Raw genomic sequence first — 13,087 nt, 5'->3', positions numbered from 1 at the left:
ACGCTTACACCGCGAGCAGTTTACAGAATTGTTAATAATCTGCAAAGCGTGTTCGAGTGACCCGTGTCTCAACAATTTTGTCGAGTTGTGCAAAATCCGACAAAACTGCTACAGAATCGTCAGGGGCGCAGCATGCTGCGCCCCTTTTGCATTACATCACCAGACGGCGAATGTCGGACAACATGTTGTTGATGATGGTGATGAAGCGCGCACCATCGGCACCGTCGATAACGCGGTGGTCGAAGGACAGCGACATCGGCATCATCAGGCGCGGCATGAACTCTTTACCGTTCCAGACCGGCTCCATCGCAGACTTGGAGACGCCCAGGATAGCCACTTCCGGCGCGTTGACGATCGGCGCGAAGTGGGTCGTCCCGATGCCGCCCAGGCTGGAGATGGTGAAGCAGCCGCCCTGCATCTCGCCCGCGGTCAGCTTGCCGTCGCGCGCTTTCTTGGAGATGGCCATCAGTTCGCGAGACAGCTCGGTGATGCTCTTCTTGTTCACGTCCTTGAACACCGGAACCACCAGGCCGTTCGGGGTATCTACCGCCACGCCGATGTTGATGTATTTCTTCAGCGTCAGCTTCTGACCGTCTTCGGACAGCGAGCTGTTGAAGCGCGGCATCTGCTCCAGAGCGGCAGCAACGGCTTTCATGATGAACACGACAGGCGTGAACTTCACGTCCAGCTTGCGCTTGGCCGCTTCTTCGTTCTGCTGCTTGCGGAACGCTTCCAGATCGGTGATGTCGGTTTTGTCGAAGTGAGTCACGTGCGGGATCATCACCCAGTTGCGGCTCAGGTTCGCGCCAGAGATCTTCTGGATGCGGCCCATTTCGACTTCTTCGATCTCGCCGAACTTGCTGAAGTCCACTTTCGGCCATGGCAGCATGCCTGGCAGACCGCCGCCGGCAGCAGCCGGAGCCGCTTCAGCGCGTTTCACCGCGTCTTTCACGTAAGTCTGAACGTCTTCGCGCAGGATGCGGCCTTTACGACCGGTGCCCTTCACTTTCGCCAGGTTAACGCCGAATTCACGCGCCAGACGACGAATGACCGGGGTCGCGTGCACGTATGCCGCGTTCTCGGCGAACTCGCCTTTGTCGTCAGCTTTCGCAGCCGGAGCGGCGGCTTTAGCGGCGGCCGGAGCCGGCGCAGCTTCCGCTTTAGCGGCTGGAGCGGCGGCAGCGGCAGGCGCAGCGCCTTCCACTTCGAACACCATGATCAGGGAGCCGGTTTTCACTTTGTCGCCGGTCGCGATCTTGATCTCTTTAACGGTACCCGCGAACGGTGCAGGCACTTCCATGGAGGCCTTGTCGCCTTCCACGGTGATCAGAGACTGCTCGGCGGCAACCTTGTCGCCCACCTTAACCATCACTTCGGTCACTTCGACTTCGTCACCGCCGATATCCGGCACGGCGACGTCTTTGGCCGCAGAGGCCGCAGGCGCTGCAGCGGCGGCAGGGGCTTGCGCCGCAGCCGGGGCCGCAGCGGAAGCGGCGCCGGCCACTTCGAACACCATGATCAGGGAACCGGTTTTCACTTTGTCGCCGGTCGCGATCTTGATCTCTTTCACGGTGCCCGCGAACGGCGCAGGGACTTCCATGGAAGCCTTGTCGCCTTCCACGGTGATCAGGGACTGCTCGGCTTCCACCTTGTCGCCCACTTTCACCAGGATCTCGGTCACTTCGACTTCGTCAGCGCCGATGTCCGGCACGGCAACGTCTTTGGCCGCAGCGGCGGCCGGGGCAGCTGCTGCCGCTGCCGGTTTTTCTTCCGCTTTCGCCGCCGGTGCAGCTTCCGCTGCGCCTGCCGCTTCGAAGATCATGATCAGTTTGCCGGTTTCGGTTTTATCGCCGACCGCCACTTTGATCTCTTTCACCACGCCCGCCTGCGGGGAGGGCACTTCCATGGAAGCCTTGTCGCCTTCCACGGTGATCAGCGATTGTTCCGCTTCAACTTTATCGCCGACCTTCACCAGAATCTCGGTGATTTCGACTTCATCTGCACCGATGTCCGGTACGTTGATTTCGATAGACATTATTCAGTACCTCTTAGGCCAGACGCGGGTTAACTTTTTCCGGGTTGATGTCGAATTTCTTGATTGCATCGGCAACCACAGAAGCTTCGATCTCACCGCGTTTAGCCAGTTCACCCAGAGCAGCAACCACCACGTAGGATGCATCGACTTCGAAGTGGTGACGCAGGTTTTCGCGGCTGTCCGAACGACCGAAGCCGTCGGTGCCCAGTACGCGATAATCGCTGGCCGGCACATAAGTACGAACCTGTTCGGCGAACAGTTTCATGTAGTCGGTAGAAGCTACCGCCGGCGCGTCGCTCATCACCTGAGCGATGTAAGGCACGCGTGGCGTTTCGGTTGGGTGCAGCATGTTCCAGCGCTCGCAATCCTGGCCGTCGCGCGCCAGTTCTGTGAACGAGGTCACGCTGTAGGTGTCGGAACCCACGCCGTAGTCCTTCGCCAGGATCTGCGCAGCTTCGCGCACGTGGCGCAGGATGGCGCCGGAGCCCAGCAGCTGTACCTTGCCTTTGCTGCCTTCCAGCGTTTCCAGCTTGTAGATACCCTTGCGGATACCTTCTTCCGCACCCTGCGGCATCGCAGGCATGTGGTAGTTTTCGTTCAGCGTGGTCAGGTAGTAGTACACGTTTTCCGGGTTGTCGCCATACATGCGCACCAGACCGTCGTGCATGATCACCGCCACTTCGTACGCGTAAGCCGGATCGTAAGAGATGCAGTTAGGGATGGTCAGAGACTGAATGTGGCTGTGGCCATCTTCGTGCTGCAGACCTTCGCCGTTCAGGGTAGTACGGCCCGAGGTGCCGCCGATCAGGAAGCCGCGCGCCTGTTGGTCGCCCGCTGCCCAGCACAGGTCGCCGATACGTTGGAAACCGAACATCGAGTAGTAGATGTAGAACGGAATCATCGGCAGATCGTTGGTGCTGTAGGAAGTCGCTGCGGCCAGCCAGGAAGAGGCTGCGCCCAGTTCGTTGATGCCTTCCTGCAGGATTTGGCCTTTCTCGTCTTCTTTGTAGTAAGCCACCTGCTCACGGTCCTGCGGAGTGTACTGCTGGCCGTTCGGGCTGTAGATACCGATCTGACGGAACAGACCTTCCATACCGAAGGTACGCGCTTCGTCGGCGATGATTGGCACCAGGCGATCTTTGATCGACTTGTTCTTCAGCATCACGTTCAGGGCACGCACGAAGGCGATAGTGGTGGAGATCTCTTTGTTCTGCTCTTCCAGCAGCGAGCTGAAATCTTCCAGCGCCGGCATTTCCAGCTTCTGAGTGAACTCCGGCAGACGCGTCGGCACGTAGCCTTTCAGCGCCTGGCGACGTTCGTGCAGGTATTTGTACTCTTCGGACTCTTTCTCGAAGGTGATGTACGGCAGTTTTTCGATGTCAGCATCGGCAACCGGCACGTTGAAACGATCGCGGAAGTGGTGAACCCCTTCCATGTTCATTTTCTTCACCTGGTGAGCGATGTTTTTACCTTCCGCGGTTTCACCCATGCCGTAACCTTTGATGGTGTGGGCCAGGATAACGGTCGGTTTGCCTTTGGTGTCCTGCGCTTTTTTCAGTGCAGCGAAGATTTTCTTCGGATCGTGACCACCACGGTTCAGCGCCCAGATTTCGTCGTCGGTCATGTCTTTGACCAGCGCCGCGGTTTCTGGGTAACGGCCGAAGAAGTGCTCGCGCACGTAAGCGCCGTCTTTGGATTTGAAGGTCTGGTAGTCGCCGTCCAGGGTCTCGTTCATCAGCTGAACCAGTTTACCGCTGGTGTCTTTACGCAGCAGTTCGTCCCAACGGCCGCCCCAGATCACTTTCAGCACCTGCCAGCCTGCGCCGGAGAAGATGCCTTCCAGTTCGTTGATGATCTTGCCGTTGCCGGTGACCGGGCCGTCCAGGCGCTGCAGGTTGCAGTTGATGACGAACACCAGGTTGTCCAGCTTCTCGCGGGTCGCGATGGTGATGGCGCCTTTGGATTCCGGCTCATCCATCTCGCCGTCGCCCAGGAAGGCGTAAACGGTCTGCTCAGAGGTGTCTTTCAGGCCGCGGTGTTCCAGGTATTTCAGGAACTTCGCCTGATAGATGGCGCTGATTGGGCCCAGGCCCATGGAAACGGTCGGGAACTGCCAGAATTCCGGCATCAGCTTAGGATGCGGGTAAGAGGACAGGCCGTTGCCGTGCACTTCCTGACGGAAGTTGTTCATTTGTTCTTCGGTCAGGCGGCCTTCAAGGAAGGCACGCGCGTAAACGCCCGGAGAGATGTGGCCCTGGAAGTACACCAGGTCGCCGCCGTCTTTCTCGTTGCGTGCGCGGAAGAAGTGGTTAAAGCAGACTTCATAGAAGGTCGCGGAAGACTGGAAGGAAGCCATGTGGCCGCCCAGCTCCAGGTCTTTTTTGGATGCGCGCAGAACGGTCATGATCGCGTTCCAACGGATCGCTGAGCGAATGCGGCGTTCCAGATCCAGGTTGCCTGGGTAGGCCGGTTCGTCTTCTACCGCGATGGTGTTGACGTAGTTGTGCGCTGCAGCACCGGCCGCAACGTTAACGCCGCCTTTGCGGGCTTCTCCCAATACCTGATCAATCAGAAACTGAGCTCGCTCAACACCCTCTTCACGGATGACCGATTCGATCGCCTGCAGCCAGTCGCGGGTTTCGATCGGATCCACGTCATTGTTTAAACGTTCTGACATGGTGGTATTCCTTATCTGTCTAATGGTTTGTTTGGAGCCTGTCTTCCTGTGCTCTGTGCAAAAACACACGAAGACAGGCCCATCAGTTTAGTTGCCGCTTAAGTACTTAACTAAGTACCTCGAACTTAACCCCCGCAGGCTGGTGTACCCTGAAGAGGACAGCTCTTAATCCTTGCGTTGCTGGAGACGCCGTAGCGATCTCTCGCGCCGAGTATGCTCCCGGCTGAGATCCAGCAAGATTTCCTCGATAAACGCCAAGTGGCGATGCGAGGCTTCACGGGCCTTTTCCGGCTCGCGTGCCACAATCGCCTCAAAAATTCCGGCGCGGTGGCTGCTCACTTTTGCCAACATCTCACGGCGCGAGTAGAGCAATTCAAAGTTCTGACGCACGTTCTGTTCCAGCATCGGCCCCATGCAGCGTAGCAGGTGAAGTAACACAACGTTGTGGGCAGCTTCGGTCACGGCGATTTGATACTGCATGACCGCATCGGCTTCGGCGTCGAGATCGCCGCTGTCTTGAGCCTGTTGAATCACGATATGGCAGTCGCGGATGCGCGCCAGATCTTCATCGGTGCCGCGCAGCGCCGCGTAATAGGCGGCAATGCCTTCCAGCGCGTGACGGGTTTCCAGCAGATCGAACTGTGATTCGGGATGGTCGGCCAGCAGCTCGGCCAGCGGATCGCTGAAGCTCTGCCACAGATTAGTTTGCACGAAGGTGCCGCCGCCCTGACGGCGCAGGAGCAGCCCTTTCGCTTCCAGGCGCTGAATGGCCTCTCTCAGAGAAGGACGGGAGACATCAAATTGTTTCGCCAGCTCGCGCTCCGGAGGCAGTTTTTCGCCTGGGCGCAGTGTCCCCTCGAGGATCAGGTATTCGAGCTGTTGCTCGATAACATCTGACAACTTGGGTTGGCGGATTTTGCTGTAGGCCATGAGTGAATTCTTCTCTGCGAATGGCGCGGAGTCAATTGGTAATACCAATTTCAAAAACGTGACGGTAAAGTAACAAAGTATTCACCTCCTGTCCATACGGGCCTTGATCGAAATCAGGTTACCCGCACATTTTAACACCCCGCTGAAAACCCCGCTGCAAACCGGTAACGCCGTGATGGTATTACCATTTACGCGCCGGGTTGGGGATTTAACTTTTACCAAACCTTACGCAAGGCAGAGTGCAAACTTTTTGCCCGAGTTTTATTGCATGGTTATGACGCTTTAATGAATGGCTATTTGGCGAGCAGCGCAACGGGGATTCGTTCATTATTTGAACGCGCGCCGCCGCTCGGATCTACGTTATTTTTGCGCATTATGTGATTTGTTGCTTATTTCATGCACTGAATCCCCCCCGCCGTCACACAACCCGCATTTTGTTTCCTAAACTGCTGCAATCTTAATCACTCACACGACAAAGCAGGTGCAAACCGACGCGCATAACATTATTCTCTGCCAAACGGTAGCGGCGCCGTGGAATTAATAGCTATAACGCCGTAAATAAAACAAAACACACATCGTAACCACTGCTTTACAGGCATGTGGTCATTCGCAACGACAGAGGGTTAGATTGATGGATGGTCAACAGCATGGTGACCAGCTGAAACGCGGCCTGAAAAACCGCCATATTCAGCTCATCGCCTTAGGTGGCGCAATCGGCACCGGGTTATTTCTCGGTATCGCTCAAACAATAAAAATGGCCGGCCCGTCAGTGCTTCTCGGCTACGCCATCGGCGGCTTCATCGCGTTTCTGATCATGCGCCAGCTGGGGGAAATGGTGGTGGAAGAGCCGGTTGCCGGTTCCTTCAGCCACTTCGCCTACAAATACTGGGGCAACTTCGCCGGCTTCGCTTCCGGCTGGAACTACTGGGTGCTGTATGTCCTGGTGGCGATGGCGGAGCTGACCGCGGTCGGCATCTACGTGCAGTACTGGTGGCCGGAGATCCCCACCTGGGTCTCCGCCGCGGTGTTCTTCCTGGCGATCAACGCCATCAACCTGGCCAACGTTAAAGTTTACGGCGAGATGGAGTTCTGGTTCGCCATCATCAAGGTGGTGGCGATTATCGGCATGATCGTGTTCGGCGCCTACCTGCTGTTCAGCGGCATGGGCGGCCCGGAGGCCACCGTCACCAACCTGTGGGCGCAGGGCGGGTTCTTCCCGAACGGCGTCATGGGCCTGGTGATGGCGATGGCGGTGATCATGTTCTCCTTCGGCGGCCTCGAGCTGGTCGGCATCACCGCCGCTGAAGCCGACAACCCGCAAAAAAGCATTCCGAAAGCCACCAATCAGGTGATCTACCGCATCCTGATCTTCTATATCGGTTCGCTGGCCATTCTGCTGTCGCTGTACCCGTGGGGCAAAGTGGTTGAAGGCGGCAGCCCGTTCGTGCTGATCTTCCACGCGCTGAACAGCAACCTGGTGGCGACCGTGCTGAACATCGTGGTGCTCACCGCCGCGCTGTCGGTGTACAACAGCTGCGTCTACTGCAACAGCCGCATGCTGTACGGCCTGGCGCAGCAGGGCAACGGCCCGAAAAGCCTGCTGAAGGTCGACGGCCGCGGCGTGCCGGTGGTAGCCATCGGCATTTCCGCCCTCGCCACCGCGCTGTGCGTGCTGATTAACTACCTGATCCCGGGGCGGGCCTTCGAACTGCTGATGGCGTTGGTGGTATCGGCGCTGGTGATCAACTGGGCGATGATCAGCCTGGCGCACCTGAAGTTCCGCGCCGCCAAAAACCGCGAAGGCGTGGTGCCGAAGTTCAAAGCCTTCTGGTACCCGTTCAGCAACTACCTATGCCTGCTGTTCATGGCCGGCATCCTGGTGATCATGTACCTGACGCCGGGCATTCAAATCTCGGTGCTGCTGATCCCGGTATGGGTGGCGATCCTGGCCGTCGGTTACGCCATCAAACAGCGCAGCCAACGCGTAGACGGCGTCACCAGCCGTTGAATCCCGTGACCGCACAATAAATAAAATGGCCCGCAGATGCGGGCCATTTTTTTCTCCTGAACGCCGCTTACTTGCGCAGCGCTTTCACCTGCTCTGCGGTGATATCCGCCGGCAAGCCGCCCCAGGTCACGCGCAGGTAATTCACCAGCTCCGCCACTTCGGCATCGCTCAGCCGCTCACCGAAGCCCGGCATGCTCTGCATGCTTTCATCGTTCGGGAACTGCTGGGCCGGCAGGCCGTCCAGCACCGACACGATCAGGTTCTTGCCGTCTGCCTGGCGCAGCGTGGCATTATCGCGCATCGCCGGTGCGACGTGCGGTTTACCCTCGCCTTCACGCGCGTGACACCCGGCGCACTGATCCAAATAGGCCATGCGCCCGGCATCGCTGCCCTGGCCCATTTTCACCGGCACCGCCACCGGCGGCTGCTCGCCCATCAGATACAGCGCCAACGCCTGATGATCTTCCGGCGTTAAATGACGGGTGCTGAGATCCACCACCATGTGCATCTCGCTGAAGGCGGAACCCTGCGGCGCGAGGCCGGTGCTGAGGAAGCGGCTGACGTCCTGTGGCGTCCAGCCGCGCTGCGCCAGGCCGTGCGGCGTAATGTCCGGCGCCATGAAGCGGCCGAGATCGCCGCCCTGCATCGGCTTAGCGAGATCCATCTGGCCCAGCGCGCCGCGCGGCGTGTGGCATTCGCCACAGTGCCCCAGCACGTCGGCCAGATAGCGGCCGCGCTGCCATAGCGGCGAACTGCCCTGCGAACTGGCCGGCAGCGGATCCTGGCTGCGGAACAGCAGGTTCCAGCCGATCAGCGCCATGCGCTGGTTGAACGGGAACGGCATCTCGTTGGCCGGAATGGCCACGTCCACCGCCGGGCGCGTCATCAGGTAAGCGTAGATGTCGTCGGCATCCTGACGCGACATGCCCTTGTACGAGGTGTAAGGCATCGCCGGGTACAGGTGTCGCCCGCCCGGCGCCACGCCCTGCGTCAGCGCCAGGAAGAAGTCGTCCTTGGTCCAGCGCCCGATGCCGTGGTCTGACGACGGCGTCAGATTGCTGCCGTAAATCGTGCCGAACGGCGTTTCCAGCGGATAGCCGCCGGCCAACGGCGCCCCGCCGCTGGCGGTATGACAGGCGGCGCAGTCGGCGGCCTGCGCCAGATAGCGGCCGCGAGCGATCTGTTCGGCGCCGGCGGTCACCTGCTGCACCGGGCCGTCGTAACGGCGGTTTTCCCGCCACCACAGCAGCGCAATCACCACGATCGCCACCAGCAAAATCAATACTGCGAGACGTTTTTTCATTGCGCCGTCTCCTTCAGCAGGCCCGGCGTTTTCAGCACCACGTCGCGCACCGCTTCGTAGTAACGCACATAACCGGTACAGCGGCAGATGTGGCTGTCCAGCGCCTGCTCGATGGCGCTTTCCAGCTGCTCGCGAGCGATAGGTTCACGCTTGAGCTTTTCCACGAAAATGGTAGCGGCATTGACGAAGCCCGGCGTGCAATAGCCGCACTGGAAGCTGTAGTGCTCCAGAAACGCCTGCTGGATCGGAGACAGTTCAACCACCTCGCCCTGCTCGTCCATCTTGGCGTGGCCTTCGACGGTACGCACTTTCTTGCCGTTGAAGAAATGCGCGCCGGTGATACAGGTGCGCACCTCTTCGCTAGTGCCGCTCGGGTGATCGACGATCGCCACGCAGGCGTGGCAAATGCCCTGCCCGCAGCCGAGGCGCGAACCGGTCAGGTCAAGGTACTCGTGCAGGAAATCGATCATCATCAAGCCTTCCGGCACCTCGATCGGGCCGTACTGCTTCTCGTTGATGGTCAGGGAGATCGGCTGGGTTTTAATGCTCATTGTAATACCTCACGAATATTTTCTGCACGAACGGGCAAATCACGGAAACGGTGGCCGGTGGCGTCGGCGATGGCGTTGACCAGCGCGGCCACGATCGGGATCATCACCACCTCCGCCATGCCTTTCGGCGGATCGGTTTCCGACAGCGCCGGCAGGATGTCGCCGCTCTGTTTCCACACCGCCACGTCGCTGGCGCGCGGCAGGTGGTAACGGTTGAAGTTCCAGGTGCCGTTGCCCGGGCCGTCTTCGTACAGCGGTAAATATTCGTGCAGCGCATGGCCGATCCCCATCGCCAGCCCGCCCTGCAGTTGGCCGGAAACCAGTTCCGGCACGATCAGGTTGCCGCACTCCATGATCGAATGGTGATTCAGCAATTCCACCTGGCCGGTGGCGATATCCACCGCCACTTCCGCCAGCGTGCCAACGGCGCTGTAGTAGGTCACCGCCGCATTGTTGCGCTGGGTTGGCGGGTAGTAGACCTGCCCGCGCGCCAGCGGTTTGAATTCACCGCCGGCGTTGCGCAGCGCCATGCCGTCGATCGGCAGGCGTTCGCTTTTGCCGTTCAGCGTGAAATCGGCCTCCGCCCACTGCCAGCGGTTGAAAACGTGCACCGCCGCGCCGGTGACGCCGCCCATCTGATAGGCCGTCTTGGCCAGCAGCTCGAGGCTCAGCACCGACATGCCCGCCGCCGTCAGGCCGCCCTCGACCCAACGCGCATCTTCACGCCGCACCACCAGCGGCGCCGCCTGGCCGCCGCCGATGCCGGCCTGCCACAGCGCCATCGCCGCCGGCCACAGGCCGCGATCGAAGATCAGGCGCGCCGCTTCGCGGGTGCTGTGCGAGAAGTAATAGGCCGAGTTGCTGGCGCTGGACGGCGAACAGTAGCTCGGCGTCCAGTTAGGGTTGGTTTGCAGTTTGTCCTGCTCTGCCTGCGACATCAGGTAAGGATCGCCGCTGGTGACCATCGGCAGCACCGACCAGTCGGTGACCGAGAAATGCGCTTCGTCGGCCGGTTTGCCCAGCCACTGTGCGCACAGCACCGACTGCGAGGTCGACATGCCGGTGCCCATCTCCGCGCCGCTGTGATGCAGCGTGATGCGGCCGTCTTCGCTCAGCTCCACCCGGGCGAACGAAGTTTCCGCCCCGGTGCCGAAGTCTTTCTGCACGCAGCCAAAGCCAACGCCATAGCGCTTGCCGGGATGGCGGCTCTCAAACTCGGCCTTGCGTTCGGCGCGCTTGAGCCACATCTCATGCTTCGCCGCCTTCTCCAGCACTTCATCGGCGCGGATCGCACCGGCAGGGATCGCCCCCTGGGTATTTTTCATGCCGGATTTCAGCACGTTGCGCAGGCGGAACTCGATCGGGTCGATCTTCAGTTCGGCGGCCAGCTCATCCACCATCATCTCGGTGGCGGCCATGCTCTGCAGCGTGCCGTAACCGCGCGCCGAACCGGCGTCGATGGCGCGTGAGGCCAGCCCGACCGACGACAGATCGCTTTTCGGGAAATAGTAAATCGACTGGGCGGCGGTCGCGCCGACCATCACCACCGAAGGGGTAAAGTTGCTTCGGCCGCCACCGTCCGCGGTCATGTCACCGAGGAACGACTGCATAACGCCGGTCTGGCGATTCACCGCGATGCGGTAATTCATATCGAACGCGTGGCGCTTCAGCGCCGTCTGGAACTGCTCGAAGCGGTCATTGGCCAGGCGCACCGGGTGGCCGTCGCCGTACATCGCCGCCACCGCGCCGTAATAGGGGAAGTTGTAGTGATCTTTCGAGCCGTAGCCCACGGTGTAGCACGGGTGCAGGATCAGCTGTTTCACCGGCGGATTGCGCTTGGCCAGCATGCGCGGCATCTCGTCGGCCACTTCCTGCGGCGACTGGGTCGGCACCACCAGATGCAGCGTTTGCGTCTGTGCGTCAAACCAGCCGTTGGCGTTGTCCGGCTCCAGCGCCGAGGTGTCGATCGACTGCGTGGTGTAGCGGCGCGACATCACCAGCCAATCGGCCGGCGGGTTTGCCATCTCGTCGGCGATCTGGCCCGCATAGCGCATGCCTTCCTGATCCAGCTTGCCGCCCTCGTGCCCTTCCGGCCACACCGGCAGGTGTTTTTTCATCGATACCGGGAAGATTGGCGTGTCCTTCAGGCTGGAGAAGCGATCGTCGTCGAACGGCTGATCGCCCCCCACCCGCACATAGCGGAAGCTGCCCCAGGGATCGCGCTCCAGCGGGCCGGTGACCGCGCCGTATTTGATGGTTTCTTCACGAAATTTCAGCTTGTCCTTGGCGAAGCGGAAACGGGCGAAGTCGTGATAGATCAGGATCGCCACCGCTTGGCCGAGGTAGGCCGGGGTTTTGCCGCTCGGCAGCAGCATGTCGTCACCGTAGAACGCCGGGAAGGCCAGGCCGTCGCGCGCCAGATCTTCCGCCGTCACCAGGCGATCCGGCTGCAGGTCGTCCCCCAACAGCGACAGATCGACCCCTTCGAACAGCCGGTCGGCTTTGGTGACGCGCAGAATGAAGGCGTGCGCCTGTTTCTGCGGCCAGTGCGGCATGTCCACCGCGCGGATATCGCGCGCGAACACCTTCTGCCCCATGACCTTGGCGCGGCCATCGATACGGAAACGGACGCGTTTGGTCTGCGGATCCCAGTTGGGTGACTGGAGGATTTTTTGCTCGAACAGCGCGGCGTAGGCGCGGCTGTACAGGGGCGCGAGATACACAGACACCCCCGCAATCACGGCGCTTTTGATAAAGCGGCGCCGCGACGGGTTGAAATTGCTCATAAATAAGTCCTTCACGTCTTTCTTGTAATTGGTTTTTGTTCGCGGTGTTGTTGCGCAAACGCTGACGACCTTGCCGTAGACGTCATAAGCATATGCTTATAACTAAAATTATGTGATGATTAACAGGCTGTTTTCAACAAAAAAACATTTGCAAAACACAGGTAGTTTGTAGGCTAATAAATAATTTGCGCAAACGCGGACTTCAACCATGACCACGGGCATTGTCATTACCGCCGCCGGACGCGGGGAGCGCTTTATTCAGGCCGGCGGCCAGGGCAACAAATTGAACGCCGGATTTACCGACGCGGCGGGCGAGCGGCGATCGCTGTTCGAACACACCCTGCGCCAGGCATTGGCTTCCGGCCTGCCGGTACAGGTGGTAACCCGGCCGGATAATCTGCCGGTGCTGGCAGCCTGCGCCGCCAATCAGGTGCCGGTCACCCTGCTCGCCAGTTCGGGCCTCGGCGACTCGATCGCCGCGGGCGTTGCCGCCACGCCGCACTGGCAGGGCTGGCTGATCCACCTGGCCGATATGCCGTTCGTCGGCGCCGAGGTTTTCCGGCAGGTGGCGGATGCCTTACGGCAGCACACGATCGTGCGCCCCTGCTATGCGCAACAGCCCGGCCACCCGGTCGGCTTTTCCGCCCTATTGCGCAAACCCCTTTGCCAACTGCGCGGCGATAATGGCGCGCGTGAACTGCTGCAAGGCGCGGCAGTGCACCTGCTGCCGCTTGAGCACCCCGGCGTCGTGCAGGATATTGATCTTCCATCGCAACTCCCGGCCAGCGAGTAAATTC

General features: G+C 60.1%; 8 protein-coding genes. 2 read left to right on the top strand and 6 right to left on the bottom strand.

Annotated features, from left to right (window positions below; all coding sequences use genetic code 11):
- Positions 1-151: 151 nt before the first annotated feature.
- The 3 genes from aceF to pdhR form a co-directional block, all read right to left on the bottom strand.
- Positions 152-2,035, bottom strand: coding sequence for a pyruvate dehydrogenase complex dihydrolipoyllysine-residue acetyltransferase (gene aceF / locus ACJ8QI_RS18660; protein WP_019456076.1), 1,884 nt, complete (start codon positions 2,033-2,035; stop codon positions 152-154).
- Between the two features lie 13 nt (positions 2,036-2,048).
- Positions 2,049-4,712, bottom strand: coding sequence for a pyruvate dehydrogenase (acetyl-transferring), homodimeric type (gene aceE, locus ACJ8QI_RS18655; RefSeq protein ID WP_025304233.1), 2,664 nt, complete (start codon positions 4,710-4,712; stop codon positions 2,049-2,051).
- 165 nt (positions 4,713-4,877) lie between these two features.
- Positions 4,878-5,642 carry a pyruvate dehydrogenase complex transcriptional repressor PdhR gene (gene pdhR / locus ACJ8QI_RS18650; RefSeq protein WP_004937490.1) on the bottom strand — a complete coding sequence of 255 codons (765 nt, stop codon included), beginning with the start codon at positions 5,640-5,642 and terminating at the stop codon, positions 4,878-4,880.
- Positions 5,643-6,273: 631 nt separating this feature from the next.
- Here pdhR and ACJ8QI_RS18645 point away from each other — a divergent pair.
- Positions 6,274-7,650 carry an amino acid permease gene (locus tag ACJ8QI_RS18645; RefSeq protein WP_004937488.1) on the top strand — a complete coding sequence of 459 codons (1,377 nt, stop codon included), beginning with the start codon at positions 6,274-6,276 and terminating at the stop codon, positions 7,648-7,650.
- A 67-nt stretch (positions 7,651-7,717) separates the two neighbouring features.
- Here the strand turns inward: ACJ8QI_RS18645 and ACJ8QI_RS18640 are convergent, their stop codons facing one another.
- The 3 genes from ACJ8QI_RS18640 to ACJ8QI_RS18630 are packed head-to-tail and all read right to left on the bottom strand — an operon-like array spanning position 7,718 to position 12,290.
- Positions 7,718-8,953: a c-type cytochrome gene (locus tag ACJ8QI_RS18640; RefSeq protein WP_442532928.1), complete on the bottom strand. Its 1,236-nt coding sequence runs from the start codon at positions 8,951-8,953 to the stop codon at positions 7,718-7,720.
- Positions 8,950-9,504, bottom strand: coding sequence for a (2Fe-2S)-binding protein (locus ACJ8QI_RS18635; protein ID WP_060441040.1), 555 nt, complete (start codon positions 9,502-9,504; stop codon positions 8,950-8,952). Before ACJ8QI_RS18635 ends, ACJ8QI_RS18640 begins: the two co-directional genes overlap by 4 nt.
- Positions 9,501-12,290 carry a xanthine dehydrogenase family protein molybdopterin-binding subunit gene (locus ACJ8QI_RS18630; RefSeq protein ID WP_442532927.1) on the bottom strand — a complete coding sequence of 930 codons (2,790 nt, stop codon included), beginning with the start codon at positions 12,288-12,290 and terminating at the stop codon, positions 9,501-9,503. Before ACJ8QI_RS18630 ends, ACJ8QI_RS18635 begins: the two co-directional genes overlap by 4 nt.
- A 208-nt stretch (positions 12,291-12,498) precedes the next feature.
- Here ACJ8QI_RS18630 and ACJ8QI_RS18625 point away from each other — a divergent pair, with 208 nt between their 5' ends.
- Complete coding sequence (locus ACJ8QI_RS18625; protein WP_084827150.1) at positions 12,499-13,083, top strand: nucleotidyltransferase family protein; 585 nt, start codon at positions 12,499-12,501, stop codon at positions 13,081-13,083.
- Positions 13,084-13,087: the final 4 nt, after the last annotated feature.

This window comes from Serratia sp. CY84636 (assembly GCF_052166245.1).
Taxonomy (GTDB): Bacteria; Pseudomonadota; Gammaproteobacteria; order Enterobacterales; family Enterobacteriaceae; genus Serratia; species Serratia nevei.
The sequence above is the reverse complement of the archived record's forward strand: the minus strand, read 5'-3'. Positions and strand labels throughout refer to the sequence as shown.

Coding starts and splice junctions, on each gene's coding strand:
- ACJ8QI_RS18625 (WP_084827150.1), top strand. CDS start 12,499: ATGACCACGGGCATTGTCATTACCGCCGCCGGACGCGGGGAGCGCTTT.
- ACJ8QI_RS18635 (WP_060441040.1), bottom strand. CDS start 9,504: ATGAGCATTAAAACCCAGCCGATCTCCCTGACCATCAACGAGAAGCAG.
- aceE (WP_025304233.1), bottom strand. CDS start 4,712: ATGTCAGAACGTTTAAACAATGACGTGGATCCGATCGAAACCCGCGAC.
- ACJ8QI_RS18640 (WP_442532928.1), bottom strand. CDS start 8,953: ATGAAAAAACGTCTCGCAGTATTGATTTTGCTGGTGGCGATCGTGGTG.
- pdhR (WP_004937490.1), bottom strand. CDS start 5,642: ATGGCCTACAGCAAAATCCGCCAACCCAAGTTGTCAGATGTTATCGAG.
- aceF (WP_019456076.1), bottom strand. CDS start 2,035: ATGTCTATCGAAATCAACGTACCGGACATCGGTGCAGATGAAGTCGAA.
- ACJ8QI_RS18645 (WP_004937488.1), top strand. CDS start 6,274: ATGGATGGTCAACAGCATGGTGACCAGCTGAAACGCGGCCTGAAAAAC.
- ACJ8QI_RS18630 (WP_442532927.1), bottom strand. CDS start 12,290: ATGAGCAATTTCAACCCGTCGCGGCGCCGCTTTATCAAAAGCGCCGTG.